The 17,959-nt window shown below is 65.8% G+C and carries 16 protein-coding genes; 5 read left to right on the top strand and 11 right to left on the bottom strand.

Annotation, left to right across the window (positions count from 1 at the left end):
- Window positions 1-20 precede the first annotated feature (20 nt).
- Window positions 21-1,160, bottom strand: a complete 1,140-nt coding sequence (locus C265_RS09500) for an acyl-CoA dehydrogenase family protein (protein ID WP_010809695.1) — start codon at window positions 1,158-1,160, stop codon at window positions 21-23.
- Window positions 1,153-2,349, bottom strand: coding sequence for a CaiB/BaiF CoA-transferase family protein (locus C265_RS09495; protein WP_010809694.1), 1,197 nt, complete (start codon window positions 2,347-2,349; stop codon window positions 1,153-1,155). The genes C265_RS09500 and C265_RS09495 overlap by 8 nt, the downstream gene beginning before the upstream one ends.
- Window positions 2,350-2,464: 115 nt before the next feature.
- Here C265_RS09495 and C265_RS09490 point away from each other — a divergent pair, with 115 nt between their 5' ends.
- Complete coding sequence (locus C265_RS09490; RefSeq protein ID WP_010809693.1) at window positions 2,465-3,370, top strand: LysR family transcriptional regulator; 906 nt, start codon at window positions 2,465-2,467, stop codon at window positions 3,368-3,370.
- 17 nt (window positions 3,371-3,387) lie between these two features.
- On the opposite strand, the gene C265_RS09485 is transcribed toward C265_RS09490, so the two are convergent.
- From C265_RS09485 to C265_RS09465, 5 genes are all read right to left on the bottom strand, one after another.
- Window positions 3,388-4,455, bottom strand: coding sequence for a S9 family peptidase (locus C265_RS09485; RefSeq protein WP_011616923.1), 1,068 nt, complete (start codon window positions 4,453-4,455; stop codon window positions 3,388-3,390).
- Window positions 4,456-4,466: 11 nt separating this feature from the next.
- The gene (locus C265_RS09480; RefSeq protein ID WP_010809691.1) at window positions 4,467-6,125 is read right to left on the bottom strand and encodes a bifunctional 3-(3-hydroxy-phenyl)propionate/3-hydroxycinnamic acid hydroxylase; all 1,659 of its coding nucleotides are present in this window, start codon (window positions 6,123-6,125) and stop codon (window positions 4,467-4,469) included.
- 64 nt (window positions 6,126-6,189) lie between these two features.
- Complete coding sequence (locus C265_RS09475) at window positions 6,190-7,254, bottom strand: maleylacetate reductase (protein ID WP_010809690.1); 1,065 nt, start codon at window positions 7,252-7,254, stop codon at window positions 6,190-6,192.
- Between the two features lie 10 nt (window positions 7,255-7,264).
- The gene (locus C265_RS09470) at window positions 7,265-7,567 is read right to left on the bottom strand and encodes a Dabb family protein (protein ID WP_010809689.1); all 303 of its coding nucleotides are present in this window, start codon (window positions 7,565-7,567) and stop codon (window positions 7,265-7,267) included.
- Window positions 7,564-8,445, bottom strand: a complete 882-nt coding sequence (locus C265_RS09465) for an intradiol ring-cleavage dioxygenase (RefSeq protein ID WP_010809688.1) — start codon at window positions 8,443-8,445, stop codon at window positions 7,564-7,566. Before C265_RS09465 ends, C265_RS09470 begins: the two co-directional genes overlap by 4 nt.
- Window positions 8,446-8,559: 114 nt before the next feature.
- On the opposite strand from C265_RS09465, the gene C265_RS09460 reads away from it, so the two are divergent.
- Both C265_RS09460 and C265_RS09455 read left to right on the top strand, forming a co-directional pair.
- On the top strand, window positions 8,560-9,483 hold the full coding sequence (locus C265_RS09460) for a LysR family transcriptional regulator (protein WP_010809687.1): 924 nt from the start codon (window positions 8,560-8,562) through the stop codon (window positions 9,481-9,483).
- A gap of 125 nt (window positions 9,484-9,608) precedes the next feature.
- The gene (locus C265_RS09455; RefSeq protein WP_010809686.1) at window positions 9,609-9,833 is read left to right on the top strand and encodes a DUF3820 family protein; all 225 of its coding nucleotides are present in this window, start codon (window positions 9,609-9,611) and stop codon (window positions 9,831-9,833) included.
- Between the two features lie 18 nt (window positions 9,834-9,851).
- Here C265_RS09455 and garD read toward each other — a convergent pair whose 3' ends face one another.
- Window positions 9,852-11,417 (bottom strand): galactarate dehydratase, encoded by a 1,566-nt coding sequence (gene garD, locus C265_RS09450; protein WP_010809685.1) that lies wholly within the window; start codon window positions 11,415-11,417, stop codon window positions 9,852-9,854.
- 391 nt (window positions 11,418-11,808) lie between these two features.
- On the opposite strand from garD, the gene C265_RS09445 reads away from it, so the two are divergent.
- Both C265_RS09445 and C265_RS09440 read left to right on the top strand, forming a co-directional pair.
- A complete protein-coding gene (locus tag C265_RS09445) occupies window positions 11,809-12,864 on the top strand; it encodes a cyclase family protein (protein WP_010809684.1) in 1,056 nt (351 codons plus the stop codon).
- Window positions 12,865-12,892: 28 nt separating this feature from the next.
- On the top strand, window positions 12,893-14,134 hold the full coding sequence (locus C265_RS09440) for an ABC transporter substrate-binding protein (RefSeq protein ID WP_010809683.1): 1,242 nt from the start codon (window positions 12,893-12,895) through the stop codon (window positions 14,132-14,134).
- Window positions 14,135-14,238: 104 nt separating this feature from the next.
- Here C265_RS09440 and C265_RS09435 read toward each other — a convergent pair whose 3' ends face one another.
- The 3 genes from C265_RS09435 to apbC form a co-directional block, all read right to left on the bottom strand.
- The gene (locus C265_RS09435; RefSeq protein ID WP_010809682.1) at window positions 14,239-14,826 is read right to left on the bottom strand and encodes a helix-turn-helix transcriptional regulator; all 588 of its coding nucleotides are present in this window, start codon (window positions 14,824-14,826) and stop codon (window positions 14,239-14,241) included.
- Window positions 14,827-15,326: 500 nt separating this feature from the next.
- The gene (pyk, locus tag C265_RS09430) at window positions 15,327-16,745 is read right to left on the bottom strand and encodes a pyruvate kinase (RefSeq protein ID WP_010809681.1); all 1,419 of its coding nucleotides are present in this window, start codon (window positions 16,743-16,745) and stop codon (window positions 15,327-15,329) included.
- A 55-nt stretch (window positions 16,746-16,800) separates the two neighbouring features.
- The gene (gene apbC / locus C265_RS09425; protein ID WP_010809680.1) at window positions 16,801-17,889 is read right to left on the bottom strand and encodes an iron-sulfur cluster carrier protein ApbC; all 1,089 of its coding nucleotides are present in this window, start codon (window positions 17,887-17,889) and stop codon (window positions 16,801-16,803) included.
- Window positions 17,890-17,959: the final 70 nt, after the last annotated feature.

Genomic DNA, 17,959 nt, shown 5'->3' with positions numbered 1-17,959 from the left:
CGTCGGATCTGCAGCGGCGCTTACGCCAGCACCGCGCGCGCGATCACCGTCCGCTGGATTTCCGACGAGCCTTCATAGATGCGCAGGATCCGCGCATCGCGCACCAGGCGCTCCAGCGGCATTTCGCGCGTGAAGCCGTAGCCGCCGTGGATCTGCAGCGCGGCGTCGGTGACAAAGCCGACCATCTCCGAGGCATAGAGCTTGGCCATCGATGCCTGCTCGGTGAAGGGCTCTCCGTCCCGGCGCCGCACCGCCGCCTGCAGGGTCAGCAGCCAGGCCGCCTCCAGCCGCGTGCGCATGTCGGCAAACATCCATTGCAGGCCTTGCTTGCGCGCCAGCGGCTCGCCGCCGACCTGGCGCTGCCTGGCCCAGTCCGCCGCGCACGCCAGCGCTGCCTCGGCAATGCCCAGGCTGGTGGCAGCCACGTCCAGGCGGCTGTTGTCCAGCACCTTCATCGCGGTACGGAAGCCCGTGCCTTCCGGCCCCAGCCGGTTGGCGGCGGGAACGAAGCAGTCCAGCGCCACCTCATGGGCCGGCGCCCCGCGAATTCCCATCAGTTTCTCGGCGGGCGCGATCTGCACGCCCTCGCTGTGCCGGTCCACCACGAAGGCGCTGATGCCGCGCGTGCCGGCGGCGGGATCGGTCTTGGCGTAGACGACGATAAAGTCCGCAGCGTCCGCATTGGAGATGAAGTGCTTGACCCCGCGCAGGCGGTAGCCGTCGCCCTCCGGGGTGGCGCGCGTGGCCATGTCCGCCGGGTTGGAGCCGGCGCGCGGCTCGGTCAGCGCAAAGGCGCCCAGCTTGCCGCCGGCGGCCGCATCCGGCAGGTAGCGCTCGCGCAGGCTGTCGTCGCCGCCGATCAGGATGGAATCGGTAGCCAGGTAGTGCGCGCCGATCATCGACGAGGTCGAGGCGCAGGCCTTGGCAACCTCCGCCAACGACAGGATCAGTGCCACCGGCGAAGTCTCGGTCCCGCCCCAGCGCTCCGGCAGGTTCATCCCCATCAGGCCGAGCTCGGCAAGTTGCGGCACATAGCACGTGGTGGAGGCTTCGGCCTGGTCCACCTCGGCCGCCTTCGGCGCCAGTTCGCTTTGCGCGAAGCGTCCGATGGCATCGGCAATCTCAAGATCGCCCGGCTCTACGCCCAGTCGTTTATGCATGTTGTTTCTCCTTGCTGAACACTTGCGGATGCGCCGTGGCAGCGTTGGTCAGCTCGGCCAGGATGGCTTCGGTGTGCTGCCCCAGCGCCGGCGCGGGCGTCACGCGATTGGCGCCGTAGCCGGAGAACTTCACCGGCTGCGAGGGCAACCGCACGGTGCCGCCCTCCGGCCCGGGCACTTCGGCAAGCAGGCCGCGGTGGGCGGCATGGTCGCTCTCCAGGGCTTCCTTGACGTTGCGGATAGGCGCGACAGGGATGCCCGCCTCGCTCAGCAGGCGGTTCACCTCGGCCACGGAACGGCTGGCCGACCAGGCTTCGAGACCGGCGCGCAGATCGCTCTCGAAGCGGCAGCGCGTCTCGTCGTCGGCAAAGCGCGGGTCCTGCGCCATCTCCGGCCGGCCGATGGCATTGGCCAGCGCCTGGAACAGCTTGTTGTTCAGCACCGCCACCACATAGAAGCCGTCCGCGGCGCGGTACACGCCGAACGGCGCGGACGAGGGATGGCGGTTGCCGACGCGCAGCGGCGCCAGGCCGGTCGCGGCATAGCGCGCGACCAGGGTGGCGCTCAGGCTCAGGGTGGCGTCGAACATCGAGACATCGACATGCGTGCCCCGCCCGGTCTTCTCGCGCGCCAGCAGCGCGGCCAGCACGCCCCATGAGGCGAACAGGCCGCTGACCGCATCAGAGACGGCCTCGCCCAGCATGGTCGGGGCGCCGTCCGGGGCGCCGGTGGCATCCATCAGCCCGCACATTGCCTGCAGGATGATGTCGTAGGCCGGACGGTGCGATTCCGGCCCGGTCTGGCCGAAGCCCGACACGCTGGCGTAGACCACCGGCGGATTCAGCGCACGCAGCGCCTCATAGCCGATGCCCAGCTTGTCCGCGACACCCGGGCGGAAGTTCTCGACCACCACGTCGGCCCGGGCGCAGAGCGAGCGCGCCAGCTCCAGGCCCGCTGCCGTCTTCAGGTCGATCACGATGCTCTGCTTGTTGCGGTTCATGGCAGAGAACAGACCGCTCTTGCCATCGACGAAGGGACCGACCGCGCGGTAGTCATCGCCGCCAGGCGGTTCGATCTTGATCACCTCTGCGCCAAGGTCGCCGAGCAGCGCCGTGCAGTAAGGGCCCGCCAGCACGCGCGAGAAATCGATCACGCGGATGCCGGCAAGCGGCAGGTCGGAATGAGTCACGTCTTGGCCTCCAGGCTTGCAAACCCGCGGGCTTGCGTTTCAGTGACACCGATTCTGCGCAGCGCAGGCTATCAAGTAAAATATTGAATTCGACTAGCACCTATAGGATTTTCTGATGCGCGTCTCCTTGCGGCTGTTGCGCTACTTCGCCGCGGCGGCCGAAACCGGCAGCACCACGGCGGCTGCGCGGCTGCTGAACGTCTCGCAGCCCTCCATCTCCGTTGCCATCCGCGAACTGGAGACGCTGTTCGAGGAAGCCTTGTTCGCCCGTGATGTCGGCGCAAGGATGACCCTGACCCGCTTCGGCGTACGCAAGCTGGCGGAAGCGCGCCACATCCTCGGAGCAGCAACGGCATTTGAAGTGGACAAGAGCGGCGATGCCGCCGCGGGCGAGGTGCAGATCGGCGTCTTCCGCATGCTGGCGCCGGTCTATCTGCCGGTGGTGCTGCGCCTGGCACGCGAGCGCTATCCCAAACTGTCGGTACGCTTTGTCGAAGGGGATCTCGCACAACTGGAAGACTGGCTGCACGGCGGGCAGATCGAGCTGGCGCTGACTTACGACGTAGGCATGCCCGAAGACATCGAGCGCGAACTGCTGGCAGAGCTGCGGCCCTACGGCCTGCTGCCCGCGGGCTCGCGGCTGGCCAGGCGCAAAGGCAGCCTGTCGCTGCACGAACTGGCGCAGGAACCGCTGATCCTGATCGACCTGCCGCACAGCCGTGAATTCCTGATGGCGCCGTTCTGGCAATTCGGGCTGCAGCCCGAGGTGCGCTACCGCGCGACTTCGCTGGAACTGGCGCGCGGCATGGTGGCGAACGGACTGGGCGCGGCGCTGCTGATCACGCAGGCGCCGGCGTCGTCCCAGATCACCGCCGTCGTGGAAAAGCCGATACGGGAAGATACCGTGCGCCAGCCGCTGGTGATCGCGCGCACGGCCCGCGCGACGCGCACCCGCGCGTCAGAGTTGCTGGCCGAGTGCGTGCGCGCGGCTGTGGAAGAAGCGAAGATCCGGCGCGCTTGACGGCGCGCGGCGTCCATTCAGCAGAGCCGGTCCGCGAACCAATCCGCCACCAGTGCAGTCCGCTCGGCCGCGTGGTTGTAGATCGTATGCTCGCCATCCGGCCAGATTCGTAGCGTCACGTCGTCCGTGAGCGCCGCGTCCAGGAACGGCTGCTGGTCTTCCAGCTTCACCAACGGATCCTCGCCGCCATGCAGCACGAGCAGCGGGCAAGCGATCCTGTCGCGGTGCGAGTGAAAGCGCATGCGTTCGAAATTGGCCTGGATGGCTGCCTGGTTCGTGCTGCCCAGCATGGCGGCTGCCTGCTCCTCGAACGTCCGGAACGGCAGCAGTGTGGGAGCTGCGAGGGCACCGTTGATGCAGCACGCCCGGATCCTGTCGTCCGTCGCTGCCGTGGCTGCCGCCCAGAGCCCGCCCACGCTGTTCCCCCAGATGCCGGGGACGCCAAGCGATGCATCCTCGGCTATCCGTGACACAAAGCACCGGTAGGCCGCGGGAATATCCACGTCGACATGAATGCCGTGGACCAGCCGGGTTTCGCCCTGCCCCGGGCCTTCCGCCATCAGCGTGGCGAGACCGCGTTCCGCCAGGGCCCGCGCCAGCGGCAGGTATGCCACCCCCCAGCCGCTCTGCCCGCCAAAGAGCAGCACGGTGCCGCGCGCGTGGCCGGCTGGCGGGCGCATCAGCCACCCTGTCAGGCGACCATTTGCGAATGAAAGCTCAACGCGCTCGAGGCCTTGTGCGGACCAGTGGCAAAGCTGGTGCGTCGCAGCCACCAGGCGACTGTACAAGCCGAGTTTGCGTGGCGCGTCGTGATTGAAGGCCATCTGCGCAAAGACCAGGTCGGCAATCGCCATGGACTGGGCCTGGGCGGCTGTCACCAGGTGGCCGGCCCTGGCAGCATGCTCGGCGCGCTCCAGCTGAGCATCGGCGAGCGACTCGGCCACGCGATCCCAATCCTCTCCCCGGCTGGTGGCGTCGAACAGCCGGACGGCGTCGGCATAGTCCATGCCGCAATCCAGCAAGCGTGTGACCGGCATCGCCCGCTGGAACGCAAGCGCTGCCGAAGAAACCGTTGTCGTCATCATGGCTCCCGCGCTCACGAAACAGCCGCTGCGCTGGTCCCGGCCAGCATGCTGGATTGCGCCGCACCGCGCCAGTGCAGCTTCTGGCGCAGGGAATCGACCAGGCCGGGCAGATGCGCCAGGTCGGAAACGCCGCCGAAGACAGCAAAGTCCGGCCGGCTGATGTAAGCCTGCATGCCATGCGCGCGCATGAACGCTGCCTGCGCGCCATTGAGTTCCACCACTGCCCCGGGTATCGACGCCGCGTCGGACAGCACGACGATATGGCAGCCGAGTTGCTCAAGGAAACCGAGCTGGCCTTCATCGAGGTAGCGCAACGGATCGTCAAGAGCGATCAGCAGGAAGCCATGACCGACCACGTCATCGAGGCGCCCTTCGACTTCCCCCTTGCGCACGCGTCCCTGCGGAGCGGGCGTGCCGATCGCGGGCAACAGGCTGCCACCCACCTCCGCATGCACGATGCCGGCTTCGAGCCTCGGAAACGGCGGCATCGGGGGGATCGACCGGGCCCGGAATGCGGCGTCGCGCTCGGCAACCTTTTGCGGATCGTCTTCGTTGGCAACCTTGCCAAGGAATCTCGCCATCTCCATGATCTTGCTGACGTGGGGCCTGCGCTCTTCTTCATACGTATCCAGCAGACCCGGCGCGCTTCGGCCACTGAGCACCAGGTCCAGCTTCCAGGCCAGGTTGATGCCGTCTCGCATGCCCGAACACGCGCCTTGCCCCATATAGGGCATCATCGTATGCGCGGCATCGCCGGCCAGGAAGATCCGCCCGTCGCGCCACCGGTGCGCCATGCGGGTTTCGAACGTGTAGACGACATGGCGCAACAGGCGCATGTCTTCCGGGCCCAGGCCATGCTGCTCCTTCAGCCAGCGCCAGCCGACGGCCTCGTCCTCCCAGTAGGCAGTATCCTCGCCAGGCAGCACCCGCAGTTCGAAGCGAGTCCGCCGGGTGCCGATCGGCATGTACATATGGGCCCGCGCCGGGTCGCAATAGATGGTCGTGAGCGAGAACTTCTCGCCAAGGTCCCGCTTGTTCTCCGAGTCAAGGTTCAACCAGCGCTCGTTCTGCCCGAAGTCGTCGCGTTCGATGCACAGACTGCGGCGGACAAAGCTGTTCGCCCCGTCGGCGCCAATGACGTACTTTGCGATGAACTCGCGCGACGGTGTCGTCCATTGCGAGTCCTGCGCGCCGCGCCAGAGGTGCGCGGAGATCCTGACGCCATCCTCGTCCTGCCTGAGCGTCTCTGCCTCCCAGCCGCGAAGGATCTCGACCCCGGGAAAGCTTGCCGCGCGCTGATGAATGGCGTCTTCGATATCGGGCTGGTAAATCGAGATATGGGCCGGGAAGCCGCACGCGTGCCCGGTCCAGTCCAGTTCAATGAGGAGCTCATCGTCGGCGTTGCGATACTGATATGGACCCAGCCCACAGGCATCGCGCAGGGCCTGGTCAACGTCTCCGCACGCCTGGACGATCCGTGCCGTCTCGCCATCGATATGGGTCAGGCGCGGCAGGCCATAAGGCGTGGGCCAGCGTTCAATGACAACCACCTTGTAGCCAGCCTCGCCCAGCAGCGAGGCCGCGACGAGTCCGGTCGGGCCATATCCGATCACGGCTACGTCGAAGATTTCTGCGGCCGGCTCGGGTGTTTGCTTCGGATTGATGCTCATGCTTTGTCTCCATCTATATTGGTTTTGGGGGCCGCTGTCCCGTGGCAGCTCGGCGAGTTGCGCATTACGGACGCGTTCCGTCGAAGGCGTCCTGCAGCAGCGCACGCAAGTCCTCCCGGGAAATCGGGCGCGGATTCCAGTAGGGATTGGCGCTGGCGATCTCCGCGGCGCGGTCCAGGTCTGCGTGCGCCATGCCGAGTTCACGCAGCGACGTCGGCGCCCCGAGCTTGCTCGCCAGGTCATGGACGCCGCGCGCGGCATTGTCAGTGCCCAGGGCGCGGGCGATCCGCTGCATTGCCTGCGGCGCAAAGTCCGCGTTGAACGCCAGTGCGTGTGGCAGCACCACCGTGTGGGTCTGGGCGTGCGGCAGGTTGAAGCTGCCACCGAGTGTGTGGCAAAGCTTGTGGTGCAGTGCCATGCCGACGTTGCTCAGGACCATTCCGCACAGCCACGCACCGTAGAGCGCCTGGCCGCGGGCCACAATATCGGCGGCGTCGCGATGGATGCCAGGCAAGCCCTGGCCCAGGGCACGGATACCTTCTTCAGCGATCAGGCTGGTGATCGGATTGGCATTGCTGGCGTAGAGTCCCTCGGCGGCATGCGCGATGGCGTTGATGCCGCTGGTCACGGACAGGTCGACTGGCAGGGTCAGGGTCAGTTCCGGGTCGTAGATCACCGCCCGTGGCAGCACCCGCATATCGCTGCCGGTACGCTTGACCCCGCCCTCGGTAACGCCGTAGATCGGGGTCATCTCGCTGCCGGCATAGGTGGTGGGGATCGCCAGGATGGGAATGCTGCTTTCCAGGGCAATCGCCTTCCCGAGCCCGATCGTCGAACCGCCGCCAAACGCGATGGCACAGTCGGCATTGCAGGCCAGGGCAAGCTCGCGTGCTTCCCGGGCCGTGTCGATCGGCACATGCATGACTGCACGGTCGAACAGGCCTGCCGCGCGCTGGCCAAGGGATGCCATGATTGCCTGCGCCCCATCGCGCTGCTCGGGCGTGCACAAGACCAGCGCGCGCTGCGCGCCGAGCAAGCCGATCTCGCGCTCCAGGTGCTGCAGGCTACCCGCGCCAAAAACGACTCTGGCAGGCGCTGCCTGGTAGACGAATTCCAGTGCTGTTTCCATATTGCATCCCTCAATCAATGGTGTAGTCGACCTGGTGGCGGGCGATGCGCAGCCCTGCCAGCTGCTCGCGGACGCGAAGGTGCTCCGGGTGATCGGCGTAGGCCTTGAGCGCCGCGAGCGATTCGAACTCGGCAAGCAGCACCGTGTCGCAGGCATAGTCAACGCGGCTCACATCGATGCCGACCTCCACGTGGCGCAGACCTGGAATGCGGCCGGGCAAGGCCTCGAAGGCCGCCTTGATGCGTTGCTGGGCATCAGCCCGTTCATGCGCCGTCTCACCCTTCACCTTCCACATGACGATGTGCCTGATCATTTCCGTTCGTGCGCGCGGCTCAGGACAAAATCAAAATCGAGGGTGTAGTAAGGGTCCTCGAGCAAGCTGCCATCAGGCGCAATGCCCGGCGGGTGCTGCACCCAGTCAGCCACCAGCGTCGAGCGCACGCCGAACACGGCGTCGGAGTCGAGGTAGCGGTCACCGTCGCGAAAGACATGGGTAATCAGCGTCTCGCAACCCGGTGCACTGATCATGAAGTGCAGGTGGGCAGGCCGCCAGGGATGGCGGCCAAGCGCCTCCAGCAGCGCGCCGACCGGGCCGTCATGCGGAATCGGATAGGGTTCGGCCAGGATCGAGCGAAACGAAAACCTGCCGTCTTCGCCGGTTCGCAAACGCCCGCGCGCACGGTGGGTATGCTCGCCGTCAGGGCCCGGAATCTGCACGTCATAGTGGCCGTGCTGGTCCGCCTGCCAGACTTCGATGGAGGCATCCGGAATGGCCGTCCCCTCCCAGTCCCGCACCTGCCCGCGCACAAAGCAGGGCTCGCCTTGCGCGCCATTCGAGATATCCGCGCCGCTGTCGTACGCGGGACTGTCTTCCACGTAAAACGGGCCAAATACAGTGGACTCGGTGCAGCCTGCCGGCTTCACGTTGTTTTGTGCCGTCACCAGCATCGACAGGCCAAGCACATCGGACAGCAGGATGAATTCCTGGCGCTTGTCATCGGTGATATGGCCCACCGCAGTCAGAAAACGAATGGCCGCGAACCATTCTTCCTCGCTCAGCTTCACATCACGCGCGAAGGCATGCAAATGCTGGACGAGACTGGTCATCACGGTGCGCAGGCGCGCATCGCGGCAGTTCGCCATCGACGCAAGCACCGCCTGCGTGATCGTGTCTTCATTGAGGTTTCGCATTCCGGGTGTCTCCGCATGTTTTCTGCTTCTCGCTTGCTGCTAACATTAATTCCTTCCTCCACAGGTAAAAAGAGGTGGAAGCGAAGTAGTGTTCTCCTCTAGCCGGAAGAATTGATGGACAAGTGGACGCAGATTGAGTTTTTTGTGCAGGTTGCGGAACTCGGCAGCCTCACAAAGGCGGCGGAGCAACTCGGCATGTCGAGTGCGGCAGCCACCCGCTGCCTCAATGCGCTGGAAGAGCGCCTGGGAGCGCGCCTGGTCGAGCGCACCACGCGCCGGCTCTGGCTCACGGATGCCGGCCGTGAGTATCACCGGCGCTGTGCCGCGATGCTGGCTGAAATGGCCGAAGCCGAGGCCGCCATCAACGAGGCCACGCTCAATCCAACCGGCGTTCTTCGCGTGACCGCATCGGCATCCTTCGCGATGATCCATCTCGCGCCGGCATTGCCGGCATTTCGGGCGTGCTATCCGAACCTGGCGGTCCAGATCATTGCTGCCAATCGCTACCCTGACTTTATCGAGGCCGGGATCGATGTGGCCATCCGGACACGCGAACATGAGGGGGATTCAGGGATTACGGTGCGAAAACTGGCCGAGACGCGCCGCGTACTGGCGGCGTCGCCTGGCTACCTTGCCGAGCGCGGCATGCCAGATGCGCCAGATGCCTTGCGGCAGCATCAGATGCTCATTTACAACCTTGCCAATGATCCCTACCTGCTTCACTTCCGGCGAGGCGACGAAACGGCAACCGTACCTGTGACCAGCGTGCTCGACTCCAATGAAGGCCAGGTGATCCGCGCAGCGGCCCTGGCGGGCCATGGCATCCTGGTACAGCCGCTCTACATCATCTACGAAGACATCGTTGCCGGCCGGCTGGTGCCGGTCCTGCCGGATTGGCAACTGCCCAAGCTGACGATCAACGTCGCGTATCAGTGCCGCCGCCACCAGCCGGCCAGGATTCGCGTCTTCATCGACTTCCTGTTCGAACGATTCGAGCGGCTTGGACTCGCGAGAAAGTGGGAAATGACGGCCAGGTAGTGCGCCCGCCCGGATCCGCGACGTCCACCGCTTGCCGGGGAAGACGTTCAACGGCTTGGTCGAATCGGCATCACGAGCGCATTCTGACTGTGATAGCGTGGAGCCTTCCGACTTTCCGCCCACCCATGACCGATTTCGACGCCGACGCCCTCAAGCGGCTGGTCACAGTCACCATGCCCTTTGGCAAGCACAAAGGCACGGTGATCGCCGACCTGCCAGGCAACTACCTGAACTGGTTCGCGCGCGAGGGCTTCCCGCCGGGGCAGATCGGCGCGCTGCTGGCGCTGATGCATGAGCTGGACCACAACGGCCTGTCGCATCTGCTCAGGCCGTTGCGCGGGCGCACCTAGCGCCGTCAGAGCCGAGGCTCAGGTCACCGGTGCCGGGTTGAACAGCACCAGCGCATTGCGGATCTTCCAGTGCTCGGCCCATGACTTCTTGCCACTGGCCACGGCCAGGAGCGTGTGGAACAGCTCCCAGCCCACTTGCTCGATGGTGGCCTCGCCGGTCGCGATGCGGCCGGCGTTGACATCCATCAGGTCATGCCAGCGCCGTGCCAGGTCATTGCGGGTGGACACCTTGATCACCGGCACCTCGGCCAGCCCGTACGGCGTGCCGCGCCCGGTGGTGAACACGTGCAGGTTCATGCCGGCAGCCAGCTGCAGCGTGCCGCAGACAAAATCGCCCGCGGGCGTGGCGGCGTAGATCAGCCCCTTCTGCGTGACCTTCTCGCCGGGGCCGGTGACGCCGTGGATCGGGCCGGTGCCCGACTTGACGATCGAGCCCATCGCCTTTTCCACGATGTTCGACAGGCCGCCCTTCTTGTTGCCCGGCGTGGTGTTGGCGCTGCGGTCGACCTTGCCCTGCTCCAGGTAGCGGTCGTACCAGGCCATCTGCCGCACCAGCGCCTCGGCCACCTCGGGCGTGGCGGCGCGCGCGGTGAGCTGGTCGATGCCGTCGCGCACCTCGGTCACTTCGGAGAACATCACCGTGGCCCCGGCGCGCACCAGCAGGTCGGTGGCAAAGCCCACCGCGGGGTTGGCCGTGACGCCGGAGAAGGCATCGCTGCCGCCGCACTGCACGCCGACCACCAGGTCTGACGCCGGACAGGTCTCGCGCCGGCGCGCGTTCAGGCGGGCCAGATGCTTCTCTGCCGTGGCCATGATCGAATCGATCATCGAGGCAAAGCCCACGTGCTGCTCGTCCTGCAGGCAGACCACGTCGGGCTCGCCCTCCTGCTGGATCGGGATGGTGCCGGCGCCGATCAGGCGCGCCGGCTGCAGCTTCTCGCAACCCAGGCTGACGATCATCACCTCGCCGCCGAAATTGGGGTTCAGCGCGATATTGCGGATGGTGCGGATCGGGATGCCGGCATCGGGCGCGTCGATTGCCACGCCGCAGCCGTAGGTGTGCTCAAGGCCCACCACGTCGTCGACATTGGGATACTTCGGCAGAAGTTCTTCCTTGATGCGCCGCACGGCAAACTCCACCACGCCCTCCACGCACTGCACCGTAGTGGTGATGCCCAGGATATTGCGTGTGCCAACCGAGCCGTCCGCATTGCGGTAGCCCTCGAAGGTATAGCCTTCCAGCGGTAGCAGCGGCGCCACGCGCGTGCCGACCGGCAGGTCGTGCAGTTCCGGCGCGGCCGGCATGCGGATCACGCGCTCATTGACCCAGCTGCCGCGCGGGAGGTCTTTCAGAGCATAGCCGATCACCACGTTGTAGCGGATCACCGCGTCGCCCTCGCGCAGGTCAGTCAGCGCCACCTTGTGGCCCTGGGGTACGCCCTCGGCCAGCACCAGGCCGCAGGGGAATTCCGTTCCCGCCGGCAGGCCGCCGTCGTTGGCCACGATCGCGACGTTGTCGTTCGCGTGCATCGTGATGTACAGCGGGCGAGCCGCCTGTCCACCTGCTGTCGGGGTCACTGTCATGTCATCTCCAGCCGGGTGCGCGTTGCGCACTTTTAGTGTTACGTTGTCTGACAACATGCTATCCGTTTATGGTGGTCTACGGCCCCGGGAATTCCCTATCCTCTACTATTTCTGGGCGGAAATAAGCAGCTTCCCCAACCTAGTTGTACGATAACACATCATGAACCGGCATTGCCCGCCTCTATAAGGATGCCGCCTCGCCGTAATCCTGCTGCACCGCAAAATGACCATTCCCCGCAATATGGCCTATAAGGGATGCAACCGGTTTCATGCCACGAGAACCGGACAGAAGACCTTCCCGCGTGGCCACGCGCATCGCGCAACCACGCCGCACCGATACCCCATACACCGGCCGCTCCCTCGGCCACGCACACGACAGGAGGCATGACTCATGCGCTGGAAGCAACGTCCGCAAGGTTCCAACTGGGGTGACTTCGGCCCCGACGACCAGCTCGGCCGCATCAACCTGATCGGCCCGGAACAAGTCGTCAAGGGCGCGCGCGAGGTACAGGCCGGCATCAGCTTCTGCCTGTCGCTGCCGCTGGACTACCCCGGCGGCAACAAGCTCAACCCGCGCCGGCATCCGCCGGTGCTGCGGCCTACCCTGCGCGACGACATCCCCTATTTGAACTTCCCGCTGGCCAAGGTCGATCCCACCGCCACCGACGTCATCAGCGACGACCAGGTGCTGCTGTGCCTGCAATACAGCACGCAATGGGATGCGCTGGCGCACGTGGGGGCGCTGTTCGATGCCGACGGCGACGGCCGCCCGGAGCGCGTGTACTACAACGGCTACCGCGCCAACGAGCATATCGTCGGCCCGGTGGACTATGCCGAGGATGACAACTTCGCCGCGCACCCTTGCGGCCACGACCACAGTGCCGCGCAGGCGCTGGGCATCGAGAACTTCGCGGTCAAGGGGATGCAGGGCCGCGGCGTGCTGGTGGACCTGGCGCATACCTTCGGCATGGACTTCCGCAATGTCGGCTACGACGACCTGATGCACGCGCTGGATGCCGGCAATGTGGAAGTCGAACGCGGCGACATGCTGCTGCTGCGCACCGGCTTTGCCGAGGTGGTGCTGTCGATGCAGCGCAAACCCGATGAAGCCGTGCTGCACCACAGCTGCTGCGCGCTGGACGGCCGCGACGAGCGCCTGCTGAACTGGATCACCGATGCCGGCATCGCCGCGCTGATCGCCGACAACTACGCGGTGGAACGCTACCCCGCCCGCCCCGCGCCCGACGGCGACAAGAGCCACCCGCTGCTGCCGCTGCACCACCATTGCCTGTTCAAGCTAGGCCTACCGCTGGGCGAGCTGTGGTACCTGCGCGAGCTGGCGGACTGGTTGCGCGCCAACGGCCGCACCCGCTTCCAGCTCACCGCCCCGCCGTTGCGCCTGCCCGGCGCGGTGGGGTCGCCGGTGACGCCGATCGCCACGGTATAAGCCAACAACAATAAACCAGGGAGACACCATGAACCATCGCCACGCGCTCCGCCGCATTGCCGCCAGCGCCCTCGCCTTCGCCGCGGCGCTTGCCTGCGGCACCGCCCAGGCCCAGCCCAGGGCCGCCGTCTCTGACGATGTCGTCAAGCTCGGCATGCTGCTCGACATGAGCGGCCTGTATGCCGACGTCACCGGCCGCGGCAGCGCCACCGCCGCGCAGATGGCCATCGACGATTTCGGCGGCAAGGTGCTGGGCAAGAAGATCGAGCTGGTGGTGGTCGATCACCAGAACAAGGCCGACATCGCCGCCAACAAGGCGCGCGAATGGTTCGACACTGCCAATGTCGACGCCATCCTCGACGTGGCCGCGTCTGCACCGGCGCTGGCGGTGCTTGAGGTTGCACGACAGAAGAACCGCATCGTGGTGTTCTCCGGCCCGGGCACCGAGCGCATCACCAACGACCTGTGCACGCCGGTGTCAGTGCACTACGCCTACGACACCTACGCGCTGGCCAACACCACCGCGCGCGCGATGGTGCAGCGCGGCGGCAAGTCCTGGTTCTTCCTGACGGCGGACTACGCCTTCGGCCACACGCTGCAGGACTCGGCCACCGCGGTCGTCAACGAGACCGGCGGCAAGGTGCTGGGCGCCGCGCGCCACCCGCTGGCCACCAGCGACTTTGCCTCTTACCTGCTGCAGGCGCAGGCCAGCAAGGCACAGGTGGTGGGCCTGGCCAATGCCGGCGGCGATACCGTCAACGCGATCAAGGCCGCCTCCGAATTCGGCCTGACCCGCAACAACACGCAGCGCATGGCGGGCCTGCTGCTCTATATCAACGACATCCACGCCATCGGCCTGAAGACGGCCTCCGGGCTGGTGCTGACCGAAGCTTTCTACTGGGATATGAACGATGCTACGCGAGCCTGGTCGCGCCGCTATTTCGACAAGCTCAGGAAAATGCCCAACATGAGCCAGGCGGGTGCGTATTCATCGGTGACGCACTACCTGAAGGCCGTGCAGGCAGCCGGCACAGACGAGACCGCGGCGGTGATGAAGAAGATGAAGTCGATGCCGATCAACGACTTCTTTGCAAAGAACGGCCGCATCCGCGAAGACGGCCGCATGGTCCACGACATGTATCTGTTCGAGGTCAAGACGCCGGCCGAGTCCAGGTACCCATGGGACTACTACAAGGTGCTGGCCACGGTGCCGGGCGAGCAGGCGTTCATGCCGGTGTCGAAATCGCAGTGTTCGCTGGTCAGGCGCTGATGGCGGCGCCGGTAGAGATAAGCGATTTATGAGGCGCGGGGACGAAGTTTCTGACCAATACAGATCATGGTTTGTATTCGAGAAATACAATCTATATTGCGTATTTAGTCCCTGGTCAGATTTTCCAGCCACAGGCTCATCAACCCCGCCCGGCCCCTGACGCCGAATTTCCGGAAAATGCCGGTCACATAGGAATGGGTCGTTGAAACGGCCAGGCCGAGGCGCTGGGCAATCTGCTTTTCCGATGCGTCGGTCAACAGCAGCCGCAAGACCTTCTGCTCGTGGGGCGCCAACGGAACGGAAGAAAGCGCCAGCCCAAGGTCAAGAATGCTCTCCTTCTTCAGCGCAGTGACATCGCGGGCAACCCCGACGCGCAACCGTTCCGACTGGAGCCATCCGGCGGACCACATGATATGGACGGCACTGCCGTCCTTGTGGCGATAGCGGTTTTCAAAACCGATCCGCTTCTTTCCCGACATCACCTGCTTGGCCTCGATAATGGTCCGGTCCCGGTCGGCGGGCATGACCAGATCGATGATGAACTCGCCCGCCATATCCTTCGGCGTATAGCCAAAAATGCTCTCGCACGCGGCGCTGACATACTGGATGCGGCCGCCTGTGTCGACCAGGAATACGGCGTCCAGCAGTTGGTCGGCAAACGCGGTGATGTCTTTTCCGATCTCGATACTCATGGCAGTCCAGACCCCCGATACTGGCGCTTTTACTGGCGCCTTGATTGGCCCCTTCGCCCGGATTTCAGCCGAACGCGGATCAACGTGAAGACTAGACCACGCGCCAGCGCATGTACAGTGTTGGCATGATAAGACCGTGCATGGCTGGCCAGCCGGAAGGCCTTTAACCGCGCCACTCATGCCTGCGCGCCGTCAAAGGCACCCTGCTGATTGGCAGGGTATGACTTTTGCACGGTTTCGATACCATCATGGCCATCATTTGCCCGGTCTTCGGCTAAATAACAACAGCCCCGCCGGGGGCTTCCAAAGCCGTAGTCAACGAGAGTCGGGGCAAATGAGCCAAGCCTCAGCATTGCCTACCTCTTTCGAGGGGGGGAGTCGAGGTCAGGAGGGGAGCGGCCCGGCCCGCTGACGGAGGTGGCAGTGCCTCTGTCAGCGGGGACCGTGCAACGCTGCGGCAATGCCCCGGGTCGTACCTGTTCGGCGGTGTCCCTACCCCCTCATTGGATCTGCGCAATCCGCAGCAGGTTGGTGGTTCCCGCCACCAGGAACGGCAGCCCCGCGGAGATGACGATGGACTGTCCGGCTTCCCCGAAGCCCTCCGCCAGCACAGTGCGGCTGGCCAGATCGGTCATCTCCGGCACATCCAGCACCTCGTGGCAGAGCACCGCATGCACGCCCCAGGTGAGCGTCAGCCGCCTCGCCGTCGCCATGCGCGGTGTCATGCCGAGAATGGGCACCTGCGGCCGCTCGCGCGCCATACGCAGCGCCGAATAGCCCGAGCTGGTATAGGCGACCGTCGCCGGCACCCTGAGCAAGCCCACGATATGCCGCACCGCATAACCGATGGCATCAGCCGCGTCCGCGCGCGGCGGCGTGTGGGATGCCTCGATGGCGTCGCGGTACAGCGGGTCGGATTCCGTGCGGGAGATAATGCTGTTCATCATTCGCACCGCCTCCACCGGATACCGGCCCGAAGCCGACTCGGCCGACAGCATGACCGCGTCGGCACCGTCGTAGATCGCCGTCGCCACGTCTGACGCTTCCGCGCGGGTGGGCACCGGGGCGGCAATCATCGATTCGAGCATTTGCGTGGCAACGATGACCGGCTTGCCGGCCTTGCGGCATGCGCGGACGATCTGCTTCTGCAGCGAGGGCACCTGCTCGGCCGGCATCTCCACGCCCAGGTCGCCGCGCGCCACCATGATGGCATCGGCCTCGGCGACGATGAGGTCCAGGCTCTGGATGGCAGCGGGCTTTTCCAGCTTGGCGACAATGCCGGCGCGGCCGTTGACAATTGCCTTGATCTCCCGGATGTCTTCGGGCCGCTGCACGAAGGACAGCGCGATCCAGTCCGCACCCAGGGCCAGACCGAAGTCGAGGTCGCGCCGGTCCTTCTCGGTCATGGCTGACAGCGGCAGGACCGCGTCCGGCACGTTCACCCCTTTTCGGTCCGAGAGCGTACCGCCGTTGACGACCGTGGTCTCGGCGAAGCCGGCGCCGCACTGCTCGACGCGCAACCGGATCTTGCCGTCGTCCAGCAGCAGCTCGACGCCTTCCCTCAGCGCGGCGAAGATCTCCGGGTGCGGCAGGCAGACCCGGCTGGCCGAGCCGGGCGCCGCGCTGTCCAGGTCCAGCCGGAAGCCGGCTCCCGCGGCCAGTTGCACTGGCCCGTCGGCGAAGGTGCCGATGCGCAGCTTCGGACCCTGCAGGTCGAGCAGCACGCCGATCGGACGGCCGCGTTCGCGCTCCACGGCGCGGATCGCTTCGAACCGTTGCCGGTGGTCGTCGTGGGTGCCGTGGCTAAAGTTGAGCCGGAAGACATCGGCACCGGCCTCGAACAGCGCGTCGATGAGCTCGGGGGTGCTACTCGCGGGGCCCAGCGTGGCCACGATCTTGGCGTTGCGAAGGCGTCTCATGCCATTGCTCCATGTCAGCGCGCGACGAGGGCCGCGCGTAAATCGTTCACCCCGGTCAGGTGTTCTGCACGACGATGCTCGGGAACTTGCTGGTCATGTCGCGCGCCTTGTCGGCGACCTTGATTGCCACCTTGCGCGCGATGGCGCGGTACATCCCGGCCACCGGGCTGTCGGGCTCGGCCACCACGGTCGGGCGGCCGGAGTCGGCCTGCTCGCGGATCTGCAGGTTCAGCGGCAGGCTGCCGAGCAGGTCAACGCCGTAGTCGGCGCACATCTTCTCGCCGCCGCCGTGGCCGAAGATATGCTCGACATGGCCGCAGTTCGGGCAGCAGTAGACCGCCATGTTCTCGACGATGCCCAGGATGGGAATGCCCACCTTCTCGAACATCTTCAGGCCCTTCCTGGCATCCAGCAGCGCGATATCCTGAGGCGTGGTGACGATCACCGCGCCGGTGACCGGCACCTTCTGCGACAGCGTCAGCTGGACGTCGCCGGTGCCCGGCGGCATGTCGACGATCAGGTAGTCCAGGTCGTGCCAGTTGGTCTGGCGCAGCAGCTGCTCCAGCGCCGAGGTGACCATCGGGCCGCGCCATACCATCGGGTTGTCCTGCTCGATCAGGAAGCCGATCGAGTTGGCCTGCAGGCCGTGCCCTTCCAGCGGCTCCATGGTCTGGCCGTCGGCGGATTCCGGGCGGCCGTCGATGCCCAGCATCATCGGCAGGCTCGGCCCATAGATGTCTGCGTCGAGCATGCCGACGCGCGCGCCTTCCGCCGCCAGCGCCAGCGCCAGGTTCACGGCCGTGGTGGACTTGCCCACCCCGCCCTTGCCCGACGCCACCGCAATCACGTTCTTCACGCCCGGCAGCAGCTTGACCCCGCGCTGCACCGCGTGCGCGACGATCTTCATGGTCACGGCCACGCTGACGTTGCTCACGCCCGGCACTTGCCGCACCGCAGCAACCACCAGCTTGCGGATCGGATCGAACTGGCTCTTCGCGGGGTAGCCGAGTTCGACTTCCAGCGAGACATCGCCGCCGTCGACGCGGATGTTCCTGGCCGAGCGGGTGGACACCAGGTCCTTGCCCGTATTGGGGTCGATGACGGTGCGCAGGGCTTCGGTGACCTGCTCAGTGCTGACGCTCAAGACATACTCCGCTGCTGGTGAATGTAGGGATGCATGCACCAGGCGTGCTTTGGCGGCGTGGCGGCAATGC

Source organism: Cupriavidus sp. GA3-3 (assembly GCF_000389805.1).
Taxonomy (GTDB): domain Bacteria; phylum Pseudomonadota; class Gammaproteobacteria; order Burkholderiales; family Burkholderiaceae; genus Cupriavidus; species Cupriavidus necator_D.
The sequence above is the reverse complement of the archived record's forward strand: the minus strand, read 5'-3'. Positions and strand labels throughout refer to the sequence as shown.

Bases quoted from the DNA above. Each gene is read 5' to 3' on its own strand.
- C265_RS09500 (WP_010809695.1), bottom strand. From the start codon at position 1,160: ATGCATAAACGACTGGGCGTAGAGCCGGGCGATCTTGAGATTGCCGAT.
- C265_RS09490 (WP_010809693.1), top strand. From the start codon at position 2,465: ATGCGCGTCTCCTTGCGGCTGTTGCGCTACTTCGCCGCGGCGGCCGAA.
- C265_RS09485 (WP_011616923.1), bottom strand. From the start codon at position 4,455: ATGATGACGACAACGGTTTCTTCGGCAGCGCTTGCGTTCCAGCGGGCG.
- C265_RS09480 (WP_010809691.1), bottom strand. From the start codon at position 6,125: ATGAGCATCAATCCGAAGCAAACACCCGAGCCGGCCGCAGAAATCTTC.
- C265_RS09475 (WP_010809690.1), bottom strand. From the start codon at position 7,254: ATGGAAACAGCACTGGAATTCGTCTACCAGGCAGCGCCTGCCAGAGTC.
- C265_RS09470 (WP_010809689.1), bottom strand. From the start codon at position 7,567: ATGATCAGGCACATCGTCATGTGGAAGGTGAAGGGTGAGACGGCGCAT.
- C265_RS09465 (WP_010809688.1), bottom strand. From the start codon at position 8,445: ATGCGAAACCTCAATGAAGACACGATCACGCAGGCGGTGCTTGCGTCG.
- C265_RS09460 (WP_010809687.1), top strand. From the start codon at position 8,560: ATGGACAAGTGGACGCAGATTGAGTTTTTTGTGCAGGTTGCGGAACTC.
- C265_RS09455 (WP_010809686.1), top strand. From the start codon at position 9,609: ATGACCGATTTCGACGCCGACGCCCTCAAGCGGCTGGTCACAGTCACC.
- garD (WP_010809685.1), bottom strand. From the start codon at position 11,417: ATGACAGTGACCCCGACAGCAGGTGGACAGGCGGCTCGCCCGCTGTAC.
- C265_RS09445 (WP_010809684.1), top strand. From the start codon at position 11,809: ATGCGCTGGAAGCAACGTCCGCAAGGTTCCAACTGGGGTGACTTCGGC.
- C265_RS09440 (WP_010809683.1), top strand. From the start codon at position 12,893: ATGAACCATCGCCACGCGCTCCGCCGCATTGCCGCCAGCGCCCTCGCC.
- C265_RS09435 (WP_010809682.1), bottom strand. From the start codon at position 14,826: ATGAGTATCGAGATCGGAAAAGACATCACCGCGTTTGCCGACCAACTG.
- pyk (WP_010809681.1), bottom strand. From the start codon at position 16,745: ATGAGACGCCTTCGCAACGCCAAGATCGTGGCCACGCTGGGCCCCGCG.